Origin of the sequence: Thalassobacterium maritimum, from assembly GCF_031127805.1 — a bacterium.
Lineage (GTDB): Bacteria > Verrucomicrobiota > Verrucomicrobiia > Opitutales > Coraliomargaritaceae > Thalassobacterium > Thalassobacterium maritimum.
The window spans coordinates 1-25,881 of the sequence record NZ_JARXHW010000042.1 but is presented as its reverse complement, the minus strand read 5'-3'; the positions used below and the strand labels follow the sequence as shown (position 1 = coordinate 25,881).

Here is a 25,881-nt window from a genome sequence, read left to right as displayed (position 1 = left end):
CGCGCATTGTTTCTGTGGGCGATGAAAGCTACCAATGCCGTCTTTTACTTTCGAGTATGCATATTATTTTTACTTGGGGCATGCGCTACCAACCAGCTACACGCTAGCGCGGGTGGTGGCGGGGGACACGGGGAAGATATTGTATTCCCGATCCCGGAAACAGCCTATGCCGAGATGGAAGCGCACTATGCAGAAGAGTCTGGGCACGAACTGGGCCTGATCGATCAATTGAAAATTCGCGCAAAGGCGGACCCATTCAATATTGTGGCAACAGTCATTTTCTTCTTGGCTGTGGTTCACACATTCTTGGCCACTACATTTAACAAAATGGCCCACGATTTCGAGCTGGCACACCGAGCCAAAATGAAGTCGAACAATAAAGTTTATGTGGAAGGCAAGGAGCCTGTGAGCTTTAAGGCGACTCTCTTCCACTTTTTGGGCGAGGTGGAAGCGATCTTTGGTATTTGGCTCCTTCCACTGTTCCTGTCGCTTGCACTGATGGAGCACAATGGCCTGAGTGTAGCCGCTTATTATGTGGATACACGGAACTATACCGAGCCCGTCTTCGTTGTCATTATCATGGCGATTGCATCCAGCCGCCCCGTCATTCAGATCGCGGAGACTGCAATGCGCGGCGTGGCTTCGATTGGTAAGCAGAGCCCCGCTGCTTGGTGGCTTTCTATCTTAATTGTGGCCCCGTTGTTGGGCTCATTTATTACCGAGCCGGCTGCTATGACCATTGCGGCGCTCTTACTTGGTCAACAGTTCTATTTGTTGGAGCCGTCGACTAAATTCAAATATGCGACACTGGGTCTGCTCTTTGTGAATATCTCAGTCGGAGGCACGTTGACGCACTTTGCTGCGCCACCTGTGCTGATGGTTGCGGATACATGGCATTGGAATTTACCTTATATGTTCACTCACTTTGGCTGGCGTGCGATTCTCGGAGTAGTGCTAGCGAGCACAGTGTATTTCTTTATCTTTAGAAAAAACTTCGCAGCGATGAAGGAGCGTGCCAATGAGATCGCGGCTTCACGTGGCTCGGAGCCTCAGCCGGAGCCAGCTCCAATGTGGATTGTTTTAGTGCATTTGGGCTTTGTTGCTTGGACTGTGCTGACACTGCACCATCCTGCTTTCTTTATCGGCGGCTTTCTCTTCTTCCTGGCCTTTACGATGGCCACCCATCACCATCAATATGACATCCAGCTGAAGTCACCGTTGTTAGTGGGCTTTTTCCTGGCGGGTCTCGTGACCCATGGTGGCCTGCAAGGCTGGTGGATTTCACCCGTCTTGAGCTCGTTGGCCGAAGTGCCACTCTTTATCGGGGCGACTATTTTGACTGCTTTTAATGATAATGCTGCAATTACCTTCTTAGCCTCACAAGTGCCGGCCTTTAGTCCCGACATGATGGTGGCGGATCACTGGGTCACCAAAGCGGGTAATGCGCTTTCAAATGCCCAAGGTCTGGAATACGCCGTAGTCGCAGGGGCGGTTACCGGTGGCGGATTGACTGTGATTGCCAACGCGCCGAACCCCGCGGGACAGAGCATTTTAAATAAGTATTTCAAGGGCGGTATATCGCCCTTGAAGTTGCTGCTGGCAGCTCTCTTTCCAACACTGGTGATGGCGACTATGTTCATGGTGATTCCTCACTAAATTACAGGTTTATGATGGTAGGCTGGACCAACCGCAAGCAGGGCCTGCACGATAAAATAGCCCGCTGTGTGCTTCTCCGCCGATAAGCCATTATTGCTACTCGCCGGAGGAGTCGGCGCGCTGTTACGAGGCAAAGGGGAGTGGCATATTGAGCTCTAGGTCATCTTCTTCAACGGGGGCGAGATCGATCTCGCCTGCATCTAGCTTCTGGAGGGCCTTGAGCCGGGTCTTTTCATCCAAGCGTCTGCAGAATTCTTTGTAATCGATGATTTCGAAGCGCCCATCGTCATACTCAACCAGCGCGGTGAGTGATTCCACCCAATCGCCCGAGTTTAGATAGTGTGTGTCGCCGATCATTTTATTGTCGGGCGTGTGGATGTGCCCGCAGATTATGCCAGCGCAGTTGCGTTTTTCCGCGAAGCTTTGTAATTGTTCCTCATATTTACCTACAAAGCTGACGGCTGATTTTACGCGTGCTTTGATGGCCTTGCTGAGCGAGAAATATTCTTTGCCACGCCAAGCGCGATACTTGTTATACACGCGGTTCAGTTTGAGTAGGCTCTGGTAGCCGATGTCGCCCAGAATTGCGAGCCACTTGTGATTCATCGTGACGGCATCGAAGCCATCGCCGTGTACGACTAAATAGCTACCTTTGGCTCCTTCGTGAATGTGTTCGTTGACGATGCGAAGTTTACCAAAAAAAAGAGGCAGGAAGCGTGTTAGAATGTCGTCGTGATTCCCGCGCAGGTAAATGACCTCGGTATTGCGTTTTTCTAGTTTTTTAAGCACCAGCCGTATAAAGCGTGTGTGCTTCTCGTTCCAACCGCCATGGCGGGCGAGGCTCCAGCCATCGATGATGTCGCCGTTAAGCACCAGTTTCTCGCAGTGGGTGTGCTTGAGGAAGTGGTTGACCTCGTCGATCTTGCAATCTTCGGTGCCCAAGTGCACGTCCGAGAGGATGATCGTTTTGTAGGAAAGAGTCGTTTTTTTCATAGCGATTTAAGTTAAATCGCTCGACCCTATTGAGCTCGGAAGTGATTGGAGTCAAAGGTATTAGGCGGCGCGAGTGAGATGTTGCGCTGCCGTAACTTTTGTGACCCTACTGTAACTCCTTTTCCAGCTCTTTGAGGTATTCCCAGCTAAACAAACCGCTGCCATGTCCGTCGCTAAACATGGGGCGAAAGGCATAATTACCCTGAAAATCCCAGCCGGTAATCGTGACGCCTGGGAATTCTTTGGGGCCGTCGCCTCCATATTGATTTCCCAATATGTCGACCTCGCCCTTGTTTTGAGCACTAGGAGAGTGTTTACGCAGAAATTCCGCCGGATAGTAGCTCTCGCTGCCATCTTCCCAGATGACCGCAAGCTCGCTGCCGATCAATTGAATGTCTTTGGGCTTCATGCTTTATCCTTGGTAAAAACCGGCTTCTTTCAGCTTCTCCATCAGTTCGACCGCAGGGCCTTTTCGATTAAGAATGTAGAGGTGGATGCCGGGGGCGCCGCGTTCAAGTAACTCGCGTGCTTGTTGGAAGACCCAATTGGTGCCGACCGCTTCCACGGCGGCTGAGTCATCGCCCGCAGCGCTGAGTTGTTCGTCGAGCTCGGCGGGAATGGTGGTGCCGCACATGTCGCAGAAGCGAAGTGCTTGCTCACGTGATGTGATGCACATCAGTCCCGGCAAAATTGGGATCTCGATTTGGGCCTGCCGTGCGCGATCGACGAAGTCGAAATACTTGTTGTTGTCAAAAAAGAGCTGCGTAGTTACGAAGTGGGCGCCGCTGTCTACTTTGCGCTTTAAGTTGCTTAGGTCGTCCTCTGAGGAGGGCGCTTCGGGATGTATTTCCGGGTAGCCTGCGACGCCGACGGTGCACTCCGGGTAGCTTTCATGGATCAGGCTGACCAATTCGTTGGCGTAATGCAGGCCGTCGGGGTGTGGCTGGAAGTTGCTTTCCCCTTTTGGGGGGTCTCCGCGTAGGGCCATGATCTGCCCCAGCCCCGCCGCGCGAAACTCAGCGATGATGCCGCGTAGCTCGTCACGAGAGTGGCCGACGCAGGTCAGGTGTGGCATGACCTCATAGCCATAGTCTTCACGCAGATGGCGCGCGTATTTCAAGGTGCGACTACGTGTGCTGCCCCCCGCTCCATAGGTGATGGAGGCGAAGTCGGGGGAGTAGAGCTTTAAGGCTTCAGCTGTGCGTAGCAGTTGCTCGGCCGACGCATCTGTTTTGGGTGGGAAAAATTCAATTGAAAAGAGTGGGGCCCCGGTTTGTAGGCGCTGCTGGAGAGAGAGTTTTGGCATAAACGCATCAAGTTATGATGATATGATGATATGTAAAGTGTAATTCTGTCAGTCGCTCAAAATGTTTTTCTCTGAGGTGGCTGTGGGATTATTGGCTGAAAGTGATTTGTGAGGGGGCGATTTTCGCGATTCTTGGTTCGTTTATGCGAATTTCTGGTGGATGGATGGATCGATTATTTGGGGTGTTCGAAGTTACTTAACTCGCTTATTTGCAATATTTTTCAAGAGAAAATACCCAAGAACTAGCTTGACTGGTGGGGCAAAGTGGGGCGAAATGGGGTGAAATGGATTGAATAGGAAGGAATGAGCGCAAATAACACAGGGAAATTTTTTGGCGAGTATCGTCATAGTGTGGACGACAAAGGACGTCTCACCATCCCTTCGCAGTGGCGCCCTGAGCTTGATTCTGATGCGAACAATTTTCTTGCTTTGCCGAGTCTGACAGAAAAGTCGGTGACTGTGTATCCGCCTCGTATGATCGAGCAGCTTTACGAGCGTTTCTCGCAAATCAGTATGGGGAATAAGGACGGCCAGCGCGCGATTCGTCGTGTGATGTCGATGGCCCAGAACTTTTCCTTTGATCGCCAGGGGCGCATTAATTTGAGCGAAAAGCTGATCAAGCACGCCGGGTTGAGTAAATCGGTCGTCTTGTTGGGTGAAGCGTCTAAATTCATGATCTACGACGAAGCCCTGTATGATCAATTAATGGCCGAGGATGAAGCTAGTGACGACTTGGCCGATATCGCGAAAGACTTCGGTTTCTAATTTGAACGATGCGCCCTCTAGACATGCATAGTCCCTTCAAGAATATCGCCCGAGTAAAGCGCTCCAGCCTGTCTTCCACTTCATACCAATCTTCTACACCGCATAATTTAATCAATGTCTTCCTCTTCTTCCTCCGATGATGCTTTAACGCCCACCACCGTGAGTGGCCATGTTCCCGTCTTGCTTCAAGAGACGTTGGAACTGCTTGCCCCACGTACAGGCGTTAAACTCTTGGATGGAACTTTTGGAGGTGGGGGACATACCCGCGCGATGTTAGAAGCGGCCGACGACGTGACTGTCGTGGCATTAGACCGCGACCCTGCAGCATTGCCACGTGCAGAGGCCTTAAAGGCGGAGTTCGGAGATCGTTTCCGCCTGCACCATATTAACTTCGGTGATCTGGGCGATCTCGATGAAAGTGGTTTTCACGGGATACTCTTCGATTTCGGCCTGTCTTCTTTTCAATTGGACACCCGGGAACGCGGTTTTTCTTTTCGTTATGATGCGCTTGTGGATATGCGTATGAACCCGAATGAGGGGATCAGTGCTGCTGAATTTCTAGAAACGGCCGAAGAGGAGGCACTTGTGCGTGCTGTGCGTAATTATGGTGAAGAGCCACGCGTGCGGCGCGTGGTTAAGGCGATCATGGATGCACGCGGTACCGGCGCTTTGCAGCGCACACAATCTTTGGCGGCATTGATCAGCGACGCAGTGGGGCCCACGCCTCGTGGACGCAAATCGGTGCATCCGGCCACACGCACTTTTCAAGGTATTAGGGTTGAGATAAATAATGAGTTGAGTGCGATCGAGCGCGGTTTGCCAGCCGCGTTCGATCGCCTCTTACCCGGAGGTGTACTCGCGGCGATTAGTTTTCATTCACTGGAAGACCGCATCGTTAAACGATTTTGTCGCAAAATGGCCGGACGGCCTGAGCACTCTCACGATAGCCGCACCCAAGATGAGCGCGAAGTTCGCGCTAAAATGATTTCCACTCGGCCTATTAGTCCGAGCGAAGCCGAAATTTCCAATAATCCTCGCAGCCGTAGTGCGCGTTTACGCGCAGTGCGTAAAATCTCTTAAATGTTGTTCAAGTTATGTTAAAATTATCTCCTAAAGCTCGTAAGCATGTAATCGCACTCATCTTTTCAATGGTCGTAGTGACGCTTGGTAGTGCCTTCGCGATCGTGTGGATGCAGCAACAGATTTCGCGTACTGCTCAGAATAGTAAGCAACTTGAATCTCAGTTGGCAGAGACTTCTCGCAAGTTACGTTACTTGGATGAGCGGATTGCTAGTTATCATCAACCAGTGGTGCTACAGAGTAAAGTCGCGGGTGTGTTGCGTCCTTCCGTGGAGGATCAAGTTGTGTTTGTGCAAGAGCAACAATTGGCGACTGGGCGTACCTATGCGGTGGCACAGCCTTATGAAGTTTCTATGGATCTCGCGTTGCTAGATTTCGATAGCTCCCGTTAATCACTAACCCTGCATATATTGTTTCAATGAGTAAGGCCTTCGTATCCAGTGGGCGATCTACGCTGATCGCTCTAGCAGTGGCTTGTGCTTTCTGCGTTTTGCTGGGGCGCTTATTCTATCTGCACGTCTGGGATCAAGCCGAGTTGCTTGAGTTTGTTGAAGGCAATCGTAAGATGGTCAAAGTTGTGGAAGCGCGCCGTGGTAATATTGTGGATACACGGGGCAACCTACTTGCGACGACGCGCACGACTTACAATATCGGAGTCGATCCACAGTCGATCCGTGACACTGACTTGGAAAAGTTGCCTGAGCTGGCTCGTATCTTAGGCGTCCCGCTGAACGAGATTGAAGCGAAATTGGCTCAGAAAACACGGAAAGTGTCGGCTGACAGTAAGGAGATTCGTCTCATTCGTTGGGCCGTTTTGGCCAAAGATGTAGATGAAGCCACACATGATGCTGTACAAGCACTTGGTGTCCGCGCTATTTATGGGAATCAAAGCCATTCGCGTGCATACCCTGCCGGTCAGTTGGCTGCTCATGTGCTTGGTTATGTGAATAAGGAGGAGACGCCAGTGACGGGGATTGAGCGTTACTTCGATTATTATTTGCGTGGGCAAGATGGCTGGCGTGAAACTGAGCGTGATGGTAAGCGCCACGAGCTGGCACAATATCGTGAGCGTGAAGTGGAGCCGACCGAGGGGCTTAATGTCGAGCTGACCATCGACCAAATGGTACAACATATTGTGGAGGCCGAAATTACCCGCCTTGCGCAAGAGTATGATCCTCAAGGGATCAGTGTCATTGTTAGCCAACCGGCAACCGGTGCTGTGCTTGCGATGGCGAACTATCCGAGCTACGACCCCAACGAGTTTTATAATACGGAGAAATATCCGATCAGTTCGCAACGTAACCGTGCCTTGACAGATGTCTTCGAACCAGGCTCCACATTTAAGATCGTGCCAGCTGCTGCAGCTCTAAACGAAGGTTTGGTGCATGCGGATGATGTCTTTCAGACAGGTGTCAAACGTGTCAGCTATAAGGGGCGGACACTTTCGTTGCCAGATGATCACCATATATATGACAGCTTATCTGTGCATGATATTGTAATGAAATCCAGCAACCGAGGTGCGGCTCATTTGGGTTTATTGCTCGGGGAGAAGCGGCTTTATGATTACGCGGCGAGTTTCGGCTTTGGTGAAACGACTGGTTGTGCACTCGGAGGAGAAATTACGGGCACACTTCATGAGCCTCGCAATTGGGATGGGCTCACGATCACACGTATGCCAATGGGGCATGCCGTGAGTGCGACGCCGATGCAGGTACATTCTGCAACATCTGTGATTGCCAATCAGGGTGTGTTGATGGAGCCGATGCTGGCTAAGCGTGTTTTTGACGAGAATGGTCAAGAGGTCGTTCGCTTTAAGCCGAAGGCGAAACGTCGTGTCATCTCGACAGAAGTTGCGCACACGGTAGCGGCTATGCTGTCAGATGTGGTAGGCGATCAAGGCACCGCGCGGCGCGCCAGTATTGAGAATTATGATGTGGCCGGCAAGACTGGCACGACGCAGAAAATTATAAATGGCCAGTATTCGCGCCGCCATCACGTGGCTTCATTTAGCGGTTTCTTTCCTGCAAAAAATCCAGCCTTAGTCATTACGGTCGTAGTGGATGATCCGCAGTCCAGTGGCGTGGGCTATGGAGGCTCGGTGGCAGCACCTGCTTTTCGTAATATCGCTGAAGCTTGTATTGCGTATCTTGGAATTCGTCCTGCGAGGTCCGATGCCTCTTTTGTAAATCTAGAACCTTCAATTTATGATCAAACGGGACGATTTTCTAATTAGTAGAATATTTTTTGCTTCGTTTCGGCGGCTGTCACAGACGCTTCGATTACCAGTAGCTTTGCTCCATGATTTCAACTTTCGATTATGAATCCCAAATTAAGTCAGCTCTTAGGAAGCATCGATGTGGTTCGTCGCCAGCTGCGCGAAGATAGCCCGGTTTCCAGCTTGATTACCGATAGTCGTCGAGTTGTGCCTGGGGCGCTGTTCTTTGCGATTGGAGGCTTGCGCACCGATGGGAATTTGTTCGTGGAAGAAGCCGTCGATCGTGGGGCTGTGGCGGTCATTACGGAAGAGGACTTAGGGCAGCATTTTCCGATTGATTACGTGCAGGTGGTGGATGTGCGCAAGGCGCTATCGCTAGTTTCGCGGCAGTTTTATGATGCGCCAGATGCGAAGTTGGGGATTACGGGTATCACCGGAACAAATGGCAAAACTACGGTTTCAATGCTCACGCAACATTTGATCGGTGGGCAAGATGTGGTCGGACTGTTGGGCACGATCCGTTACGATCTTGGTAAGCGCACTTTACCATCTTTTCGCACTACGCCAGAGTCGGTGGATGTGTATGCTTTGCTCTCGCAAATGGTGGCAAATGGATGTCGCGAAGCTGTGATGGAAGTCAGCTCACATGGAGTAGATCAGATGCGTACTTACGGAGTGGAAGTGGATGTGGCAGCTTTTTTGAATCTTACGCAGGATCATATCGACTATCACAAATCGATGGAGTCGTACTACGAAGTTAAAAAGCGTCTCTTCACCGGGGAAACGGGGCGTTGCCCTCGTGCCGCTGTGATCAACGTAGACTGCTCTTATGGCCGACGTTTATTGACTGAGTTACCAGCAGGGGTAGATGTGACGACTTTCGGCATTGAGGCAGAGGACGCGCTGGTGCGCGCCGAGGAAGTTTCACTTTTACCTGATGGCACCGAGTTTCGGCTGACGTGGCCAGAGGGGCAAGCAAGGGTTACATCGCCATTGCTCGGCCGTTATAATGCTAGCAATCTATTAGCCGCATTGGCTATTGCGCGTGCCAAGGGGCATGGGATCGAATCTATTTTGAAACGTGTTGCCTCTTTTCCAGGAGTGCCTGGCCGCATGGAGCGTATCGACGAAGGGCAGAACTTTAATGTTTTAGTGGATTATGCACACACGGATGATGCTGTAGTGCATGCTTGTTCTATGCTGCGTGAGATTACTTCGGGGCGTCTAATTGTTATTCTAGGTTGCGGGGGGGATCGTGATCGTAGTAAGCGGGCACCCATGCTGCGGGCTGCACTCGATGGAGCGGACGAGGTTTTTGTGACATCGGACAATCCGCGCACAGAGTCGATTGAGCAAATCTTTGCCGATATGCGAGAGGCTGCAGGGAGTGAAGCTGCGCACTATGTCAACGATCGCAAGCATGCGATCTCGTTGGCCCTGGATTTGGCGCAGACTGGCGATTGTGTGCTGATCGCTGGCAAGGGCCATGAAACGTATCAAGAATTCGATGGTACTGTGATTCCCTTTGATGATCGCCATGTCGCACGCGATTTGATCCGGATGAAGGATTTTTGCTGAGTTATGCCTTCGTTTGAACCACGCAAAATGGCCGAATGGTCGGGAGGCACTTGGCTCAATGCGCCGCAGCAAGACATCGTGGGTTTTTGCTTTGATGCGCGTCAGATTCAGTCAGGGCAATGTTTTGTCGCTTTGAGTGGCGGTGCTCGCGATGGGCACGACTTTATTGAGCAGGCAGCGAAGGGGGGGGCAATCGCGGCAATCGTGGAAAGCGCCAAGCCGATTGCTTTGCCGCAGCTACAAGTCAGCGATTCATTGTGCGCGCTGGCGGCGATCGCTGCGGCCTGGCGGTCGAAATTTAGGTCCCCTGTCGTTGCGGTGACTGGAAGTTGTGGCAAAACATCGACGAAGGAGATGTTGCGCTGTCTATTGGGGGAGGCTCGCACACACGCGACCGCTGGGAATTGGAATAACCGTATTGGTGTGCCCATGACGCTCTTCGGGCTCGACGCCAGCCAGCAAGATTACGCGGTGATCGAGGCGGGGATCAATCAACCTGATGAAATGCAAGCGCTGGGGCAAATGATACAAGCCGACCTAAATTTGCTGACTAATATTGGACCTGCTCATCTTGAATTATTAGGTAGTTTGGAGCATGTCGCCGCGGAAAAATCTTTATTAGCTCAATGCGCCGTGGCCGATTCGCCGATCATTTTGCCTGCCGAGGCATTGGAATATCCTGCCTACGCGCAACTCGCCAGCCGTGCGATAGCACTCTTGCCGGAGGGGGCGCAGCAGCCTGTGGTCGTGCCTCGCGAAAGTGTGCGATATTCGATTCGTAGGTTGGAATGCGTGCAGGAACTTAGTTTGGGCGATCGTAGCTATCGTATCGCTAGCGCGAGTCGCGGTATTGCGAGCAATGCCGCGCTCGCCATCGTGGCGGCTCGCCAACTTGGCGTCGCCGAATCTATCATTCAAGAGCGCATGGAGGCTTGGCGTCCACAGGGGAATCGTGGCCGCATCGAGCGTATCGGAGAACAAATTTTCTATATCGACTGTTATAATGCCAACCCTGCCTCAATGGCCGATGCATTGGAGGCATTTCAGCATAGTGCGCCGTCAAAGGTCGCACATTTCTATATTCTAGGCGCTATGAATGAATTGGGTGCGAGCGCAGAGGAGCAGCACCAACGCATTGGGCGCATCCTGCAGCTGCGCCCACAAGATCGTATCGTTTTCGTTGGGCCCGATTCGTTGACGCAAGCTTACCAAGCCGGTGCATTGGCGGCAGGCACGTCGGAGGCTCAAATGCAATGCGTTACGGAGATCGAAAAAATAAAATCCAGCGTTGCTCCATTTGCCGGAGCCATCTTTCTCAAGGGCAGCCGCAGCTATCAATTGGAAACGCTGCTGCCGCCTCAGATTTGCAATTCGTAAAGGCTACAAGGTTTCACTGGCGTTCTGCGGGGCATCTTGAGACCACAGGCTTGGTCTTCTCACGCTCGGTTTTCAAGTTCCTAGTTTTCAATTTTTCTTAATTCTTAATTCCTAATTCTAAACAATGCTCTCTTATCTTGCCGATTTTGAAATTATCTTTGGTCCGTTGCGTCTTTTTCGCTATCTGACGTTACGAGCCGCTTTTGCCGGTATCACCGCGATGGGAATCGGTTTTATAATCGGGCCATTGATTTTTATGAAGCTGCGTGAGCTGCGAGCTAAGCAAGCTTTTCGCGGCAAGGACGAAGTCGGAGCGCTGGCTGAATTGCATGCGAGTAAGGCGCAAACGCCTACTATGGGGGGCCTCATGATTTGTATCTCGGTGGTCACCAGCGCGGTGCTCTGGGCCAAGCCCAATGTCTATGTCTATACGGCGCTCATTATTTATCTTGGGCTGACGGTGATTGGTTTTTTGGATGACTATTTGAAAGTCTCCAAGGCCAATAGCAAAGGTCTGCCAGGCCGTTGGAAATTACTTGGTCAGGCCGTGCTGACTGGTATCGCACTACTGCTTTTGTTGAGCTCGCCGGACTCTGCGGCTAAGATGCGCGAGCTCTGGGCGCCGTTCTATAAAGATGTGGTCATTTCTCAAATGTCGATCTTCATGCTGGCACCCTTTTTATTTCTTATCTTGGCTGGCTCTAGCAATGCGATCAATTTGACCGATGGAGTGGATGGCCTTGCGATCGGTTGCACAGTGACCGTTGCTTTAGCCTTTGCTATCATGGCTTATGCGGCAGGGAATGCAATTATATCAGATTACCTCTTCATCAGCTTCATTCCTGGTGTCGGTGAGTTGGCGGTTGTGTGTGCGGCTTTATTAGGTGCGAGCCTCGCCTTTCTTTGGTACAATTGTCACCCGGCCGAGGTATTTATGGGCGATACCGGCTCACTTGCGTTGGGCGGCTTGATCGGTGTGATTGCATTCATGGTACATCAACCCTTTACCTTGATTATCGTGGGCGGGATTTTTGTGATGGAAGCGGGATCGGTCATCTTGCAAGTCGGCTCCTTCAAGCTGCGTGGCAAACGCATTTTTCGCATGTCACCTATTCACCACCATTTTGAGCTCAAGGGCTGGCACGAAAATAAGGTAGTGATTCGCTTTTGGATACTCTCACTGATTTTCGCGATGGTGGGTCTTGCGACGCTTAAATTGCGTTAAGCTGCGGCCTAGTAGGCAAAGGCGAGAATGTTATCGAGTTGCTTTTCAGTTTTGCCGTAGTCGAGCTCATTGCGGTCGACTTTGGTGGCTGCTTTGAGTAGATCGTAGTAGGGCTGCCCGGTGTGGGACTTGAGTTGCCCGGGCGTAACTTCGAGTATCTGGCCGGTCCAATAGAGGCATAGACGGGCGAGTGCACTGTTCTCCTGCTGAAGTTCCCAAATCGTTACAGCAGCTTCTAGGTCGCGTAGCTTATACTTGTATATGGCGTAGATCGTTTGCGTCGTGGCAGTGGCTTCCTGAACTTGGCTATTTTTTAAATAGTCTTGGATGTCTTCGATAAGCAGGCCGCGCTGGCGCGTGCCCATAGCCCAATCATTGAACTGGGCCATGGCGATCACCTCCTGCATCTTCTGATTGGCAGGCGAGAGCTCGAGAGCTTTTTCTGCCCATGTGGTGGCGCGGTCGTTATTGCCCAGTTGTATATTGGCTTCGGCTAGATAAGTGTAATCGCGCTCCCAGGTTTGAGATTGGTCTTGAAGGAAGTGCCCCGCATATACAAATAGTGCGAGTAACACGACTCCAACTTGTATTTTACGTCGTGTGCGCGTGCTGGCTTTTCGCCAGATTTTAGGCAGCATGGAGGCTCCAGACGCAAAGATTGCGAGTAGTGGAATCATGGTGGCGCGCGCTTGGCTGCCGGCTTCGTTGAGCCCACTGCTGATCGCGAAAATTGCGAGTGTGCTAATTGCTAGTAGAATATAGTCACCGCGATGCCCATCCTTGAGGCGGGCATACATCCCCATGCCTGCCAATATGAATAGTAGCCCCCAGTGAATCGGGTTGAAGAGTAGAATTAGGTGCAGTTCTCGGTAGAGTGCAAAGCTTTTACCATCATAGCCTTCGAGGTTTCCTAGCGCTTGATAAATACCAACGCCAATTTGCTTGAAATGCCATTGAAGCGGGCTTTCTAGCTGCCAGCTAGAGACTAAAATGAGTCCAAGTAATAGAGCGGTGGGTAACCAGGCGAGCGTGCAATGCTGTACACGTTTGCGATACGGGTAGAAATAGGCTAACACAGGCCATATCAAAGTTAGAGGTAGTAGACTAGTTTCCAGTGCGGCTGATAGTGTTAGAAAAATGGATACGCCTATGCTATCGCGAATTTTGGGGCGTCGCAGCCAACGCTGCGCACGCCAGAGGGCGATGCTAATACAAGCTGTGGCGAGTAGGCTGGGGCTGATTTGGCCTGCCCAAAAGACTAAAACCGGATTTAGGCCTACAAGTAAGCCCGCTATCCAGACTGTACGATTACGGCGCCAATAGCGCCCCGCTGCTGAGGCGCAATACCCCGTCGTTAAAATGAGTGCACTGGCATTCAGAACACGAGCTGCGGTAATTAAGTTCTGATCGCTTTCGAAAAAACGTGCGAGGAAGGAGAGTATGTATGTATAGAGAGTATGTGCGGAGTCTTGCGTGGGCAGACCTATGGCGAGTGCTTGTGCGGCTTCTAATGTGTCGCGGGCTTCTGTGCCGAGGTATTGCCCCGCAGGAAGCTGACTGTAATAGGAGAACCATACCACAATGTGCACTAGGGAGATCGCGAGAATGAGCCGGAGCTGTCCTGGTAGAAGGAGGGTACTGTATCCACTGCTGCTTTTCATGCCGTTGTATTAGCGGGTTTCGCCAGTGCCGTTGATAATATACTTATAGGTGCACAGCTCGTTTAGACCCATGGGGCCACGCGCGTGTAAGCGGTCGGTGGAAATTCCGATCTCAGCGCCGAGTCCGAATTCGAAGCCATCCGAGAAGCGAGTGGAGGCATTATGAAAGACGGCTGCGGAATCGACTGCAGTTAGGAATTTCTGTGCCGCCGCCGCGTCGTCGGTCACGATGCTTTCGGTGTGACCTGAGCTGTTGGCATTGATCAACTCGATGGCGGACTTGATGTCAGCCACGATGGCAATGGAGATGATTAGGTCGGTATATTCGGTCGCGAAGTCTTCGGCGCTGGCATCGACGAGAGGCAAGCCACTGGCTTGTAACAAGGCTTTTGCGTGGGTGTCGACACGTAGTTCCACCCCATGGTCATGCAGCGCTTTGGCCAAACGAGGCAGTTGCGCAGCAGCATCTTGGTGCACGATTAGGTTTTCCGCAGAGTTACACACGCTGGGGCGTTGGCATTTTGAATTGATCAAAATGTTCTCGGCCATGTCGGCATCGGCTGCGGCATCAATATACACAGAGCAGACGCCGGTGTAGTGCTTTATCACGGGGATACGGCTGTTCTCGACTGTAAAACGGATCAAGCTCTCTCCGCCGCGGGGAATGATGCAGTGAATGGTGTCATCTTGTTTGAGCAGCACGTTGAGCGCCGCACGGTCGGTGGTGGGGATGAATTGGACCGCATCTTCGTGGATGTCATTGGCCCGCAGAGTTGCTTGAATAATCTCAGCCAGTTTCATGTTACTGTGGAAGGCTTCCTTGCCACCACGTAAGATGGAGGCGTTACCTGACTTTAGACATAAGATCGCGCAGTCGATGGTTACATTGGGGCGTGATTCGTAAATGATGCCAATCACACCGATTGGCACACGTACTTTGCGTAGATCAAAGCCTTTGGGCGGACTGAGACGTTCAATCTCAATGCCAACAGGGTCGGGTAGTTGGGCGACTTGGCGCACGCCTTCGGCCATCGCTTTGATACGCTCGGGGGTAAAACTAAGACGTTCAGTCATGGGCTGTGATAGACCCGAGCTCTTGGCGTTCTCTAGGTCCTGTGCATTGGCTGCTAGAATTGCGTCAGTTTCGGCGACCAGACGTTCGGCCAGATCGTTGAGAAAGCGGTTCTTAGTTTCCGTGTCGAGTGCTGCGAGTTCGAGCGAAGCGGTACGGGCGCGCTTGGCGATGTCGACGACGAGTTCTGTGATTGGATCGGTAGTCATTTTGAAAACAGATAAATTTAAATGTTCGCGAGTATATCTTGCCAGATATGTTCGGGAAGGACGCTGCCTTGTTCTTGTACGACGGCGGCACCCAGAATAGACCCAATGTGTGCACATTCTGTGAGTGGGCGCTGGAGGGACCAACCGTAGAGGAAGCCCGCTGCCCAGAGGTCGCCGGCGCCGGTGGTGTCGATGACATTGGCGGCGTGCATGGGCTCGATTTTGTCCACCTTGCCGGCATGGGCCACGTAGGAACCGTGGGCGCCGACTTTGACGGCGGCGATGTCGCACAACTCGGCCAGCTGGATTGCCATTGCGGGGTAGTCGTCGCTAATGCCCGTGTAGACGCTAGCTTCTTCTTCATTCGCGAAGATGATATCGACATATTCTTTCAACAGTTCGGGCAGTATGCTTTTTGTGGCGTTGACGACTTCAAAACTCGCCAGATCGAGGCTGATGCTACAGCCCGCCTCTTTGGCGGACTCGAGCACGCGGCGCATCAGTGCTTCGTTGAAGAGTAAATAGCCTTCGATGTGTGCATGCTGGCAACCTGTAAAGTCGGCTGCTGAAATCTCTTCAGGGGCGAGTGTCATGGCGGCGCCGAGATCGGTGCGCATCGTGCGCTCTCCATCGGGGGTGACCAGCGAGAGGCAGCGGCCATTGGGCACTTGGCCAATTTTAAAGCGGGAGCTGTCGCCGCCGAGTTGGGCAAAGCGGTCGCGGTAAAATTGACCTTGCGGACAGTTGCCAGTCTTACCCAAGAAACGGGTGGCTGCACCCATGCGAGCGAGGGCAAAGAGTGTATTGCCCGCGGAGCCACCCGGCGCGGCGGTTGCGGCTTGTGGTAGGCGCTCTATGAGCCCCGAAATCGTGGGTGCGTCGACGAGCACCATGCCGCCTTTATCACCGTCGACTTGTGCGATAAATGACTCTTCAACCAAGGCGATGGCATCGACGATAGGACTGCCGATTCCGATGATAGTAAATGTTTCTTTCATGCTGTGTTGCTGACTCTGGGTATCTGTGACAAAAAGAAAAACCGCCGCTCCGAGAGGAGGGGCGGTCTGCCAGTCTCGCAGAGGAGGGCTCGGTGACGCGGTTATAGTGCGTCGCGGATACGTGCGTAAATGCTTTGTGACTCAGCGAGGTCGCCAAGCTTACCCACGCGAATGCGGATTTCTGCCTGACCTTCGGCCGTTTGGCGGATACGAATGGTGATTTTTTCGTCGCCGACTTTACGTGCGTAGATGCTGATGGCGGTTTCTTTGTGCAGTTCGCCTGTGCGGAAATAGCCCATCGAGTCGATTTCACGAATGGCTGTTTTGAAAATTGTCCGAATCGGTGCATCCAGTGGTGCATAGAGGTAGCCGGCGCGGTATTCGGCGAGTTGCTCTTGCCCTGTTTGAGGGTCGATCGCTACGGGTGTTGTGCAGCCAGTTACGATCATGGCGCAGATTGCGAGGAGTGTAATGAGTGTTGATTTCATAAGTTAGTAAGCTTTGTAAGTGATTTTACTGAGAGTGCAATCAGAAGCTTTTAAGATATACGATTCCGTTTCGGTCCCGAAACGCAAGCCGGCCGTCGCGTAAACCATGGAATTTTAGATCAGTTTCTACGTGCACAACGTCGTCTACGTTATAGCGTTCGCCATCTAAAATAATGATGGGCCGCTCTCCTGTCCGGACTCCGCCAATATGAATGTTCGAGAGAAAACTTGAAGCTGCTTGTTTGTCGGCTTCGATCAATTGATTGGAGGCCGGGAGCCTGGGCTGCTCTGGCAGCACTTCATAAGGCGTGCTTTGCTGGATGTTCGCTGGTTTGGCTGTGTTGCGATCCGGCGTAGGCGGAAGATCGCCTATGATCGCTGCCAAGTCAGTCTCTGGAACTTTGGCGATCGTCGCTTTCGCTTTTTGTATGGGAGTGTTGGACTTTGGCTTCGCTGGTAAGGCGGTGGCAGTGCTGTTTGTTGTGGAGCCTGAATTGTTCTCCGTGTCGTTCGAAGCTAGCAGAACCTTCCATAAGCCGAAGCCAGCACCGCCTAATACCAGCAGCAGTATCAGGATCATAACGATACTCGGCAGCATACTGCTCCTTTGGGTTTTAGGCGCTTTTTCTTTGTCTAGAGAGTGAATGACCTCCTCTATATGCGCAGCAGATACCGATGATTTCGTGGAACTTGGGTTTTGAGACCGTGTATGTGGTGGAGGAGGGCTTGGCCTTGTCGGTGTGGGACTGTCTGGATCTTTTATCTCGTTGCTTTGTATTACACTTGCTTTCGCAGTTTTGCCACCGAAAGGATTTTTTGGGTCGAATTTGGCTTTGGCTGGCTGCGGTGGTTCGGCCGCAGGACTTGGCTCGGGCTTTGTGGGCGGCACGATCCTTGTGTCTGTTGATCCAGTGCCAGCATTTGCTGTATCAGTTGTCTGTGCTATGTCAGACATGCGCCTCAGCTTCATCGCTGGAAGCGCTTTGGCCGTATTTGAATTAGCTCCGGTGTCTGCTTGAGATTTAGAAACTTTTGTCTTTAGGTCGCGCGAGAGCGTCAGCTTGGCGGGCGGGCTGTCTTTAGAATCATCGCTCATAGTAATCGGGGACTTTTAGTTTGCAGCTTTTAACTCGTAGGCAAAGTCTATTCTTATGCGAGGTGGTGCTTTTGCGCTGTCTAAATATGAATAAGGCCCGCCTCCAATTTCTCGGAAGCGAGCCTTTCACTAACCTAATAACCCCTAACTAACTCAATGAAAAAATATCTATGCTTATTGGGAACATGCGGCGCGGGGGAATGTTCCTTCTTTTTGTGAAAAATTCCAACTTGCCAGATTGTGGACCCGTGGTGGCACTTGTTCGGGGGGTAGTTGGTCCCATGCAGCACAGCCAGTCTGCTGTTGTGCGACGGCAGAAACGGCGTCGCTGATCGAGCAGTATTTTTCTAGCTCGATCTGTTCGTTACTCGTCGTGTAGTAGCTGAGGTTGTAAATGTTTTCTGTCTCTGGGTTCGGCTCAACTCGGAAGCCTCCGAAGTCTGACTCGAAGCCTAGGCTTAATCTACTGTTGGATGCAGGCATTTAAGCATAATACATGATTATGACAAATGTTACTATCAAGTGATTCTCGTATATTGTAGTTTAGGATCGCTTATTTATTGTGGGGCTCTGTTCGCAGCTGAATTTCGCCATCGATAAAACGCGCTTTAAGTGTGGGCTCTTTCTCGGCTAGTGCGGCGCGATCGATAATCTTGCCCTTACTGTTTTGAACGACGGCATAGCCGCGTTGTAGGCTCGCTTGTAGGCTGCCGTTGTCGAGGCGGTGCTGTAGGGCTTCGAGTTTTTCCTTTTTTTGAGCCGTAGCCTGCGCTGTGGCGCGCTTGAGACGGCGGGCAGAATTGGTTAAATGTTGATCGGCGATGCCGAGTCTGGTCTTGGGGTGTTGCTCCGCGATCCGTTGGGCGTAGCGGGCGAGTGCTTGCTGCTCGTTGGTGATCCGTCGCGACAAGTTGCGGCTAAGGCGGTTTTCTAAGTCGTCCAACTGCATCCCGAAGTGCTGCACCTTACGATCGGGAGCGATGATTCGCATCTGGGCGTCGAGTTCGCGCAGCTGGGTCTTCTTTTCGGAAATATAATGATCCACCCACGTGTTTAAATCGCTGCGTGCATCTTCGTAGCGCGCGCGTGCTTCGATGTAAAGTGAGGAGATCAATTCGGCTGCGCCGGATGGGGTTTCGGCGCGTTGATCGGCAGCATAGTCAGTGAGCACCGTGTCGATTTCGTGACCAATGGCCGATATGACGGGGATTGGACAGTCAGCGACTGCGCGAGCTACTTGCTCTTTATTAAATGCCCAGAGGTCTTCGATGCTGCCGCCGCCTCGGGTCAGGACTACTAAATCGAAGCCTTGGCTGGCGCCGGCATACTCTAGCATGTTAGTGACCTCTTGTGCGGTGCCCTGGCCCTGAACTTTTGAGGGCAAGATCACGATTTCGCCCGCGAACTCGCGGCGGCGGAGAATTCGTAAAAAATCGCGCACGGCTGCACCGGTGGGGGAAGTAATCACTGCGATCTTGCGCGGTAGGGCGGGCAGCGCTTGTTTGCGCTCAGCGTCAAAGAGTCCCTCGGCTGCCAGTTTGCGCTTGAGCCGTTCAAATTCCATTTGCAGGCGTCCTTGACCGCTTTGGATGGCGACTTTGGCGATCAATTGGTAGCGTCCGTGCGGCTCGAAGACAGAAATGTCGCCGAGTAGTTGCACCTCCATGCCATCCTTGAGTTCGAAATCTTGACGGGCCGCATCGCGTGCGAAGAGAGCGCAGGGGAGTTGGCTGCCCGCGTCTTTGAGTGAGAAGTAGATGTGTCCCGAGCTTTGCTTGCGCAGGTTCGAAATCTCGCCCTGCACCCAGACGCGCGAGAAATTTTCTTCCAGTTGACCTTTAATCAGGCGTGTGAGTGCTGTGACTTTGAGCACTTGGTCGGCTGTGGGGGGAAGTAAATTATTCAACATTGGCAGAATTTTTGCGATTCCACATGCGTGTGGCAAGAACCAGCACAATTAATACAGCGATTCCAGTAATGGCCCACCCAATTTGACCTTTGAAAATGGCGCCACCTGTCACTACGAAGCCCACCGTCCAAATACTGGTTGTCGGGATCGAAACCAGTAGGTAGGGGCGTAAGCGCATGCCGAGTATGCCCAAAACGATGTTTTGCAGCGCGTAGGGAATGCCGGGAGTGAGTCGCATGATGAATCCTAAGCGTACTGCGTTGCTTTCGCTCATTTCCGGCAGTTCGCGGTGGCGCAGCACATAGCGTGTGAGTAGCTCGCGCAAGGGGCCGGCTGCCAGTGCATAGGTCCACGTAGTGCAGAGACTTTGCGCGCCGATCGCCAATGCCAGGGTGACGAGTAAGCCATACTCGGGGGCTAGCACGATACCGAATAGTATTAGCACCGGGCTGATTGGGAAGCCGATTCCTGGCATTGTGGCCAGTAAGGCAATCAGAGCCCATGGGTTGGCTTCCAGAAAGTCACGGCCTTGTTGCAGCAAATCCAGCCAATATTCGCGATCGGGATGGCTGTGCCAAAGTAAATACACCGCTAATGCCGAGAAGGCTGCAGGGATCAACAGCAGCGCGAGATTGCGCCGCAGTCTACGTGTGTGCTCGGAGGGATTTGCCATCCGGCGCACCTTGTAGGGTTTTACACTCACCGTCTAGATTTTTGTCGTAGCGCGATGTCAATCGTATCTCCGTAGCTGTTGTTCATCGCGAATCTGGCCTGCAACGCTGGCTTGCCACTGGCTCGAAAGCACTTAGCCTGCGTTTTTTATGGAAGACGATCATGAATCTACAGGTGCCTCAATGGTGCCACTTGCACTTGCTTTACTCGCCATTCTTCTGGGGGGGGCGGGCCTTTATTTTGGGCTAAATGCTAATCAGCGTATCACTCCGCTCATGGAGTCGGTGGATGAGGGCAGTAGTGCGGCCGCTCGTATCGATAAGCAACTTTCTACTCTAGACACGCGCATTGCCGAATTGGCCGCTCAGAATGTGAAGCTGAAAGAGACTATTCAGCGCCTTGGCCGTGAAAGCTCGCAAACGCTGCGCCTAGCCAATCAAGCGGGCTCTGGTGTGGAGTCCAATCGTGGGGAACTCATTAAGCTCGCTCAGAAAATGAGTGAATTGGCGAGCGCTGGCGTGCGCACAGTGGCGCCTACTACGTCCACAGCTGCGGCCAGCTCAGCGAGGCCGAGTGTGGTTTCCTCGTCGGTGACGACTCAGGCCGCGAACTCCAATTCGCCGGCGTCGGCGTCTTCGTCCGCGTCTGCGTCTGCGTCTGCGTCTGCGTCGGTTTATCAAATACAGTCGGGAGATACTTTTGGTAAAATTGCGAGTCTCAAAGGTGTGAGCTTAGATGCTTTGCTCGAAGCCAATCCAGATGCGGATCCGCGTCGTTTACGCATCGGCCAAGAAATTAACATTCCGTCAAACTGATGGCTGCCCATTCGTCTGGCCAAGAGCCGCCACGCTGGGAGATCGTCAACGATCGCCTGCTCAATGCTTGCCGAGTTTGGGACTTGCGCGAGCGTCGCTACCGTCACCCTAATACTGGCAAAGAGGGCGATTTTTACTATCTCGATTCTAGGGATTGGGTGATCGTGGTCGCCCGAACGCTTGCGGGCGAGCTGGTGCTGATCCGGCAATTTCGTTGGGGCTCGGACGAACTCTCGTGGGAGTTGCCCGGGGGCATCATTGATCCCGGTGAAGATGTGGTCACTGCAGGTCTGCGTGAACTGCAGGAGGAGACGGGCTATGTCGCCAAGAGTGGTCGCTTGATCGGACATGCTCGCCCGAATCCTGCGATCTTGAATAACTTTTGCCACATCGTGTTGGCCGAGGAAGTGGAGCTCAGTGTGAGTGGTACGGACTGGGATGAACATGAGGAAATCGAGGTGCGCGCTTTGCCCGAAACCACTGTTATGCAATGGGCACGTGAGTGTCGTATTGGGCATGCCTTGGCACTCAATGCTCTCTTGTTTTACCAGTTAGATAAAGCCGATTAGATCGCTGAGGAACCTTGCGCATTCGGGAATAGCGGATATAGTGCACGCAGTTAACTCTGCATACTATGAAAACCCTCATTCGCATTTTTCTTGTTCTCTTGGTCCTAGCCGTTGTAGCTGCACTTGCGGGCTATGTGGTCGTCACGCGTCCCGCCTTTCAAAAGCGGCTGGTTGAGAGTCAACTGCCCGAGGGCAGCTCCGTTCAGTTTGTGAAGGTGAGCACTCGCAGTCTGGAATTGACAAATCTTAATTTGCAGTTGTCCGATGGCAGTCGCGCAAAATTGGAACACCTCCGGGGGGAATTCTCGCTCATGGCGGCGCTTTTTGACAATACCATCAGATTGCGCGGTTTGGAAGTCGATGGGCTGGTGGTCAGGTTGCCAGAAGTCGTGACGTCATCTGCGGAGGGTGAAGTCACAGCAGTGGAGCCTACGTCCAGCCATATACCAGCGCCTCGCGAAACATCCGACTCGTCCGCAGAACAGGCAGGGGCCCCGACCGATGTATTGTATGAAATGGGGGAGCTTGAGCTGCTGTTTGATATCGATTCGATTCAAATTAATGGCGCCTTAATCGATGCTTCTAGAAATCGTTATACCTTTGAACTGCAATCCGACGCCATCGCTCCGGGACAGAGCACGCAGATGTCTGCGACACTCCAGCTCGAGTCGCAGCAAGCACTACAAGGGGGGCTCAAGAATTTCAGTTCCAATATGCGCCTTAGCTTTACTCAGAAAGAATCGGGTGGCTTTGAGCAAATTAACTTGGATTCGCAGACTTTGGGTTCCGATGCTAATGGAGACAGCTTACTGGCAGTTTCACAGACCCTCGAATTGACGATCAACGGCTTCGAGGAATCTGCCAATGTTGCGCTGAGCTTTAATGCGGAGTTGCCGCATCCGGAACTGTTTGCGCCCGAGCTGATTGCTCTACAAGGCCTCTCTTTGCAAGGTGAGCTACAGGGCTCTGCGAAAGGGAGTGCGCTAGTATTGAAAACTGCAGACCTCGACGCCACTGCCAATGGGCGCTCCGTTGCTACGGTCAATTTAAAGCAAAGCCTCACGCTGGGTGCAGAGCAAAAATTTACTGGCGAGTTGATGCAGGTCGAACTGATCGAATTACCGCTTGCTTGGGTGAATCCTTGGTTGAGCAATGGAATACAAATTACCGGAGCTCCCGTATCGACACAGATTGTCTTGTCAGGGGAGAGCGATGGTGCGCTGCAGGGTAAACTAATGGCACCGCTACAATTGGGGCCTCTTTCACTCGCTCAGGGCCCACAAGCGCTTTTGCAGGAAGTGAGCATACGCATGAATCCAGTGATCCGTGTCGAAGCAGATCAAACTCTGCATTATGATCTAGGCGACTTTCAACTGCTCGACCGTTATGGCGCGATAATTCGTGGCAGTCTACGTGGCAGGCAGAGTGGGCTAGCAAATTCGAGTTTAGATGCTACACCGCTTGCAGGTATCCAAGCCGAAGCTAGTTTCGAACTGGGGCTTGCCGACCTACTGCAGCAGCCTGCACTGGCAGGTGTCGGCAGCGTGCTCGCAGGTCAGGCCCAGGTGAATTTTGATGTGAATGGTACGGCCGAATATCCCGCTCAAATTAAAGTAATGATCACTGGCTTGCGTGCTCGTGAGCTCCCCGGGGCGCAGCAAGATTACCGCTTCGTGGCGCAACTGAAGCAATCAAATGCCGGTGACTATTCGGTCGAGTCCAGTTTTCAGGCTGGCTCGGAAAGCCGCCCCAGCACGAACATTCAGTTGGACGGCCAAGCCAACCCAGAATTACTACCCTTGCCGTTTAAGCTGCAACTGACAGGTCCGAAGGTTCTGCAGGCCGATCTTGACTTACTGATGGCTGCACTGCAGTCCGATGTTACGACAACTACGAGCATGCAGCAGTCTGACGATATCGCCAAGGGGACTGATCGCACAGCCGCGACGAGCGTATCCTCTATAGGCATGAGTGAGGCACCAGTTGACGACAGTCGCTTGGCGCAAGTTGCAGGTCCTCCTCCATGGGCCGATCTTGATGGCGAAGTGACAATACTAATCGACTCGCTGACACTAGATTCTGGCCAGACCATTACTGGGTTGAATGCACAAGCCAAGATCACTGAGGCTCTGCTCGAACTGAGCGATCTCGCAGCAACACTTGAGGGGGGCAATTTGAGCGGTCAGGCTCAGGTTGTCTTCGATCCCCGCGTGGCGGCGCAAGCCTATCAGTTGCGCACTGAATTGAGCTTTAAGGACATCGATCCGGCCATTTTTTCTAAGAAAAGTTCTGGTAGCTTCCCGGTTCAAGGACTCTTTGATGGTAATTTCAAGTTGACTGGCAGCGGGGCGAGCCTCGAAGCCGCCTTAGAAGATTCTGCGGCTGATCTACTCGTGACTGGTCGTGAGGGCGTGCTGACTGCATTCGAGCTCGATGAGCGTAGTCAACTCGGTCTCATCGGTGCCAGCATCTTGGGGCAAAGTCTCGATCGCCCTGGCATTACCGCCATGGCCGAAGCAGTGCCTTACTTCAAAAATATGCGATTTTCGAACTTCACACTCCAGTTAAGTCGCGAGCAGGACAAGAAGGTGCGCATTCCTGAACTCAGCTTTGTCGGCGATAATCTTCTAATTAATGGGGCAGGCGTCATTGCCGCCAGTAGTTTAAGTGAAGTTTTGAGCCAGCCTCTTGAGCTCACGCTGGGGCTCGGCGCCAAAGGACGCCTAATTGACTATCTCGAAACCTTGCAGCTGCTTAGTTCCAATACCGATGCCGATGGTTTCCGTCAGTGGAATCAAGACATCAATATCAGTGGTAGCCTTGGAGACCCCAACACCAGCGCTCTTAAGAATTTGCTCAACAACGCGGCACGTCGCGCACTGAGTCAAGGCCAGCAGACATCGCCCGCTTCGGATACAAATTCAGCGCAGCCAGCCGAAGGAGAGCAGCTCAATACAGAGCCCAAAGAAAAAGAGAAAAGCAAAGATGAAAAACGCCGCAAAGATATCGAGATGGGCCTCGATTTGCTCAACTCTGTATTCGGCTAGTGCTCAGCGTCTAGGCCTTCAAGCCTTCAGCGATTGCCGCTTCTTGCAGCAGATTGATTTCTGCGATGCCCTTAGCGCCTAGATCGAGCAAAGTGTTCATTTCAGCGCGATCAAAAGTCGCCTCTTCGCCCGAGCTCTGGACCTCCACGTATTTACCAGAGCCAGTCATCACAAGGTTCGCATCCACTGTGGCGTCCTTATCCTCTACGTAGTTCAGGTCCAGAATCGGCGTATTTTGGAAAACACCCACAGAGACCGCCGCCACGGAATCAACAAACGGATTCTCATTCAGTTTGCCGTCCGCAATTAACTTTTGCACTGCGATCTGTGCCGCCACATAAGCGCCCGTAATTGAGGCCGTGCGCGTGCCACCGTCGGCCTGCAGCACATCGCAGTCGATCCAAATCGTCTTGCCTGTCAATTTTTTGAGATCAAAGACCGCACGTAGCGAACGTCCGATCAGACGTTGAATTTCGATGGTGCGACCGTCTGCCTTGCCGCGACTAATATCACGCTGCTTACGGTCCAGTGTGCTATAGGGCAGCATCGAATACTCCGCAGTCATCCAACCACCTTCAACTTTTTGCGCTCGCATCCAGCCAGGCACACGCTCGTCCACTGAAGCCGCGCAAATCACACGCGTTTTTTCAAAGCTCACCAAAACTGAGCCCAGCGCGTGTGGAGCAATACCAGTTTCAAAAGAAATCGGACGAAGTTGGTCAACAGCGCGACCATCAGGCCGCGCAAAAGGTGCTAGAGTATCTGTCATGAGAAGCATCTAGTTCGCGATGCCCTGGCTTTTCAATCAATAAGCACAGTTCCTTCCATATTAATAACCAGGCTATAAGATTTAGGTTGACTTAGTTAAGAGAATGCCGATGGTAGTGGGGTGTATGAAGGTTCGTCGCAAAAAGGTTCATGGGCAGGATGCGGTGTATCATTGCATGACGCGGGTGGTGAATGGGGAGCGCTTGTTCCAGGATCGTGAGAAGGAGATGTTGCGTAAGATGATCTGGCAGGTGGCTGATTTTTGCGGGGTGCAGGTGCTGACCTATTGTGTGATGTCGAATCACTTTCACGTGCTCTTGCGTGTGCCGGATCGTCAGCAGGTGGATGATGCTGAATTGATGCGCCGCTATCAGGTGCTGTA

At 52.4% G+C, this 25,881-nt stretch carries 24 protein-coding genes; 12 read left to right on the top strand and 12 right to left on the bottom strand.

Going from position 1 to position 25,881, the window contains the following annotated elements; all coding sequences use genetic code 11:
• The first annotated feature begins 21 nt into the window (after positions 1 to 21).
• The gene (locus QEH52_RS15075) at positions 22 to 1,656 is read left to right on the top strand and encodes a putative Na+/H+ antiporter (RefSeq protein ID WP_308951558.1); all 1,635 of its coding nucleotides are present in this window, start codon (positions 22 to 24) and stop codon (positions 1,654 to 1,656) included.
• 123 nt (positions 1,657 to 1,779) lie between these two features.
• Here the strand turns inward: QEH52_RS15075 and QEH52_RS15070 are convergent, their stop codons facing one another.
• The 3 genes from QEH52_RS15070 to metF form a co-directional block, all read right to left on the bottom strand.
• Positions 1,780 to 2,649 (bottom strand): UDP-2,3-diacylglucosamine diphosphatase, encoded by an 870-nt coding sequence (locus tag QEH52_RS15070; protein ID WP_308951556.1) that lies wholly within the window; start codon positions 2,647 to 2,649, stop codon positions 1,780 to 1,782.
• A gap of 106 nt (positions 2,650 to 2,755) precedes the next feature.
• Positions 2,756 to 3,058: a DUF971 domain-containing protein gene (locus QEH52_RS15065; protein WP_308951554.1), complete on the bottom strand. Its 303-nt coding sequence runs from the start codon at positions 3,056 to 3,058 to the stop codon at positions 2,756 to 2,758.
• 3 nt (positions 3,059 to 3,061) lie between these two features.
• Entirely contained in the window at positions 3,062 to 3,955 is an 894-nt protein-coding gene (gene metF / locus QEH52_RS15060; RefSeq protein WP_308951552.1) for a methylenetetrahydrofolate reductase [NAD(P)H], read from the bottom strand.
• A 303-nt stretch (positions 3,956 to 4,258) separates the two neighbouring features.
• On the opposite strand from metF, the gene QEH52_RS15055 reads away from it, so the two are divergent.
• From QEH52_RS15055 to mraY, 7 genes are all read left to right on the top strand, one after another.
• The gene (locus QEH52_RS15055; protein ID WP_308951550.1) at positions 4,259 to 4,720 is read left to right on the top strand and encodes a division/cell wall cluster transcriptional repressor MraZ; all 462 of its coding nucleotides are present in this window, start codon (positions 4,259 to 4,261) and stop codon (positions 4,718 to 4,720) included.
• A 114-nt stretch (positions 4,721 to 4,834) separates the two neighbouring features.
• Complete coding sequence (gene rsmH, locus QEH52_RS15050; protein ID WP_308951548.1) at positions 4,835 to 5,800, top strand: 16S rRNA (cytosine(1402)-N(4))-methyltransferase RsmH; 966 nt, start codon at positions 4,835 to 4,837, stop codon at positions 5,798 to 5,800.
• Positions 5,801 to 5,814: 14 nt separating this feature from the next.
• The gene (locus QEH52_RS15045) at positions 5,815 to 6,192 is read left to right on the top strand and encodes a hypothetical protein (protein ID WP_308951547.1); all 378 of its coding nucleotides are present in this window, start codon (positions 5,815 to 5,817) and stop codon (positions 6,190 to 6,192) included.
• A gap of 26 nt (positions 6,193 to 6,218) precedes the next feature.
• The gene (locus QEH52_RS15040; protein WP_308951546.1) at positions 6,219 to 8,033 is read left to right on the top strand and encodes a peptidoglycan D,D-transpeptidase FtsI family protein; all 1,815 of its coding nucleotides are present in this window, start codon (positions 6,219 to 6,221) and stop codon (positions 8,031 to 8,033) included.
• Positions 8,034 to 8,117: 84 nt separating this feature from the next.
• Complete coding sequence (locus tag QEH52_RS15035) at positions 8,118 to 9,593, top strand: UDP-N-acetylmuramoyl-L-alanyl-D-glutamate--2,6-diaminopimelate ligase (RefSeq protein ID WP_308951545.1); 1,476 nt, start codon at positions 8,118 to 8,120, stop codon at positions 9,591 to 9,593.
• A 3-nt stretch (positions 9,594 to 9,596) separates the two neighbouring features.
• Positions 9,597 to 10,970, top strand: coding sequence for a UDP-N-acetylmuramoyl-tripeptide--D-alanyl-D-alanine ligase (locus QEH52_RS15030; protein WP_308951543.1), 1,374 nt, complete (start codon positions 9,597 to 9,599; stop codon positions 10,968 to 10,970).
• A gap of 124 nt (positions 10,971 to 11,094) precedes the next feature.
• Complete coding sequence (gene mraY / locus QEH52_RS15025; protein ID WP_308951542.1) at positions 11,095 to 12,195, top strand: phospho-N-acetylmuramoyl-pentapeptide-transferase; 1,101 nt, start codon at positions 11,095 to 11,097, stop codon at positions 12,193 to 12,195.
• 8 nt (positions 12,196 to 12,203) lie between these two features.
• Here the strand turns inward: mraY and QEH52_RS15020 are convergent, their stop codons facing one another.
• The 8 genes from QEH52_RS15020 to QEH52_RS14985 form a co-directional block, all read right to left on the bottom strand.
• Positions 12,204 to 13,856 (bottom strand): ArnT family glycosyltransferase, encoded by a 1,653-nt coding sequence (locus QEH52_RS15020; protein ID WP_308951541.1) that lies wholly within the window; start codon positions 13,854 to 13,856, stop codon positions 12,204 to 12,206.
• A gap of 9 nt (positions 13,857 to 13,865) precedes the next feature.
• On the bottom strand, positions 13,866 to 15,137 hold the full coding sequence (locus QEH52_RS15015; RefSeq protein WP_308951540.1) for a glutamate-5-semialdehyde dehydrogenase: 1,272 nt from the start codon (positions 15,135 to 15,137) through the stop codon (positions 13,866 to 13,868).
• 17 nt (positions 15,138 to 15,154) lie between these two features.
• Positions 15,155 to 16,135, bottom strand: coding sequence for an adenosine kinase (locus QEH52_RS15010; RefSeq protein ID WP_308951538.1), 981 nt, complete (start codon positions 16,133 to 16,135; stop codon positions 15,155 to 15,157).
• 101 nt (positions 16,136 to 16,236) lie between these two features.
• Positions 16,237 to 16,623 (bottom strand): DUF3568 family protein, encoded by a 387-nt coding sequence (locus QEH52_RS15005; RefSeq protein WP_308951536.1) that lies wholly within the window; start codon positions 16,621 to 16,623, stop codon positions 16,237 to 16,239.
• A 40-nt stretch (positions 16,624 to 16,663) separates the two neighbouring features.
• The gene (locus tag QEH52_RS15000) at positions 16,664 to 17,203 is read right to left on the bottom strand and encodes a hypothetical protein (protein ID WP_308951535.1); all 540 of its coding nucleotides are present in this window, start codon (positions 17,201 to 17,203) and stop codon (positions 16,664 to 16,666) included.
• A 690-nt stretch (positions 17,204 to 17,893) separates the two neighbouring features.
• On the bottom strand, positions 17,894 to 18,202 hold the full coding sequence (locus tag QEH52_RS14995; RefSeq protein ID WP_308951534.1) for a hypothetical protein: 309 nt from the start codon (positions 18,200 to 18,202) through the stop codon (positions 17,894 to 17,896).
• A 70-nt stretch (positions 18,203 to 18,272) separates the two neighbouring features.
• Positions 18,273 to 19,628: an exodeoxyribonuclease VII large subunit gene (gene xseA / locus QEH52_RS14990; protein ID WP_308951533.1), complete on the bottom strand. Its 1,356-nt coding sequence runs from the start codon at positions 19,626 to 19,628 to the stop codon at positions 18,273 to 18,275.
• Positions 19,618 to 20,331, bottom strand: a complete 714-nt coding sequence (locus QEH52_RS14985) for a TVP38/TMEM64 family protein (RefSeq protein ID WP_308951531.1) — start codon at positions 20,329 to 20,331, stop codon at positions 19,618 to 19,620. The genes xseA and QEH52_RS14985 overlap by 11 nt, the downstream gene beginning before the upstream one ends.
• A 118-nt stretch (positions 20,332 to 20,449) precedes the next feature.
• On the opposite strand from QEH52_RS14985, the gene QEH52_RS14980 reads away from it, so the two are divergent.
• The 3 genes from QEH52_RS14980 (at position 20,450) to QEH52_RS14970 (ending at position 24,731) form a co-directional block, all read left to right on the top strand.
• Positions 20,450 to 21,115 (top strand): LysM peptidoglycan-binding domain-containing protein, encoded by a 666-nt coding sequence (locus QEH52_RS14980; protein WP_308951529.1) that lies wholly within the window; start codon positions 20,450 to 20,452, stop codon positions 21,113 to 21,115.
• The gene (locus QEH52_RS14975; RefSeq protein ID WP_308951527.1) at positions 21,115 to 21,684 is read left to right on the top strand and encodes an NUDIX hydrolase; all 570 of its coding nucleotides are present in this window, start codon (positions 21,115 to 21,117) and stop codon (positions 21,682 to 21,684) included. The genes QEH52_RS14980 and QEH52_RS14975 overlap by 1 nt, the downstream gene beginning before the upstream one ends.
• 65 nt (positions 21,685 to 21,749) lie before the next feature.
• Positions 21,750 to 24,731, top strand: a complete 2,982-nt coding sequence (locus QEH52_RS14970) for a hypothetical protein (protein ID WP_308951525.1) — start codon at positions 21,750 to 21,752, stop codon at positions 24,729 to 24,731.
• Positions 24,732 to 24,741: 10 nt separating this feature from the next.
• Here QEH52_RS14970 and rph read toward each other — a convergent pair whose 3' ends face one another.
• The gene (rph, locus tag QEH52_RS14965; RefSeq protein WP_308951524.1) at positions 24,742 to 25,500 is read right to left on the bottom strand and encodes a ribonuclease PH; all 759 of its coding nucleotides are present in this window, start codon (positions 25,498 to 25,500) and stop codon (positions 24,742 to 24,744) included.
• Positions 25,501 to 25,624: 124 nt separating this feature from the next.
• Here rph and QEH52_RS14960 point away from each other — a divergent pair.
• Positions 25,625 to 25,881, top strand: a 257-nt coding sequence (locus tag QEH52_RS14960; protein WP_308949290.1) for a transposase, incomplete at its 3' end; no start/stop codon positions are given.

What these genes read in the sequence shown, in the direction of transcription:
- QEH52_RS15015 (WP_308951540.1), bottom strand. Translation starts at nt 15,137, where the DNA reads ATGACTACCGATCCAATCACAGAACTCGTCGTCGACATCGCCAAGCGC.
- QEH52_RS15075 (WP_308951558.1), top strand. Translation starts at nt 22, where the DNA reads ATGAAAGCTACCAATGCCGTCTTTTACTTTCGAGTATGCATATTATTT.
- QEH52_RS15040 (WP_308951546.1), top strand. Translation starts at nt 6,219, where the DNA reads ATGAGTAAGGCCTTCGTATCCAGTGGGCGATCTACGCTGATCGCTCTA.
- QEH52_RS15030 (WP_308951543.1), top strand. Translation starts at nt 9,597, where the DNA reads ATGCCTTCGTTTGAACCACGCAAAATGGCCGAATGGTCGGGAGGCACT.
- QEH52_RS15010 (WP_308951538.1), bottom strand. Translation starts at nt 16,135, where the DNA reads ATGAAAGAAACATTTACTATCATCGGAATCGGCAGTCCTATCGTCGAT.
- QEH52_RS15045 (WP_308951547.1), top strand. Translation starts at nt 5,815, where the DNA reads ATGTTAAAATTATCTCCTAAAGCTCGTAAGCATGTAATCGCACTCATC.
- QEH52_RS15005 (WP_308951536.1), bottom strand. Translation starts at nt 16,623, where the DNA reads ATGAAATCAACACTCATTACACTCCTCGCAATCTGCGCCATGATCGTA.
- rph (WP_308951524.1), bottom strand. Translation starts at nt 25,500, where the DNA reads ATGACAGATACTCTAGCACCTTTTGCGCGGCCTGATGGTCGCGCTGTT.
- metF (WP_308951552.1), bottom strand. Translation starts at nt 3,955, where the DNA reads ATGCCAAAACTCTCTCTCCAGCAGCGCCTACAAACCGGGGCCCCACTC.
- QEH52_RS14975 (WP_308951527.1), top strand. Translation starts at nt 21,115, where the DNA reads ATGGCTGCCCATTCGTCTGGCCAAGAGCCGCCACGCTGGGAGATCGTC.
- mraY (WP_308951542.1), top strand. Translation starts at nt 11,095, where the DNA reads ATGCTCTCTTATCTTGCCGATTTTGAAATTATCTTTGGTCCGTTGCGT.
- rsmH (WP_308951548.1), top strand. Translation starts at nt 4,835, where the DNA reads ATGTCTTCCTCTTCTTCCTCCGATGATGCTTTAACGCCCACCACCGTG.
- QEH52_RS15000 (WP_308951535.1), bottom strand. Translation starts at nt 17,203, where the DNA reads ATGATCCTGATACTGCTGCTGGTATTAGGCGGTGCTGGCTTCGGCTTA.
- QEH52_RS15070 (WP_308951556.1), bottom strand. Translation starts at nt 2,649, where the DNA reads ATGAAAAAAACGACTCTTTCCTACAAAACGATCATCCTCTCGGACGTG.
- QEH52_RS15055 (WP_308951550.1), top strand. Translation starts at nt 4,259, where the DNA reads ATGAGCGCAAATAACACAGGGAAATTTTTTGGCGAGTATCGTCATAGT.
- xseA (WP_308951533.1), bottom strand. Translation starts at nt 19,628, where the DNA reads ATGTTGAATAATTTACTTCCCCCCACAGCCGACCAAGTGCTCAAAGTC.
- QEH52_RS14980 (WP_308951529.1), top strand. Translation starts at nt 20,450, where the DNA reads ATGGAAGACGATCATGAATCTACAGGTGCCTCAATGGTGCCACTTGCA.
- QEH52_RS15035 (WP_308951545.1), top strand. Translation starts at nt 8,118, where the DNA reads ATGAATCCCAAATTAAGTCAGCTCTTAGGAAGCATCGATGTGGTTCGT.
- QEH52_RS15065 (WP_308951554.1), bottom strand. Translation starts at nt 3,058, where the DNA reads ATGAAGCCCAAAGACATTCAATTGATCGGCAGCGAGCTTGCGGTCATC.
- QEH52_RS14970 (WP_308951525.1), top strand. Translation starts at nt 21,750, where the DNA reads ATGAAAACCCTCATTCGCATTTTTCTTGTTCTCTTGGTCCTAGCCGTT.
- QEH52_RS14995 (WP_308951534.1), bottom strand. Translation starts at nt 18,202, where the DNA reads ATGCCTGCATCCAACAGTAGATTAAGCCTAGGCTTCGAGTCAGACTTC.
- QEH52_RS15020 (WP_308951541.1), bottom strand. Translation starts at nt 13,856, where the DNA reads ATGAAAAGCAGCAGTGGATACAGTACCCTCCTTCTACCAGGACAGCTC.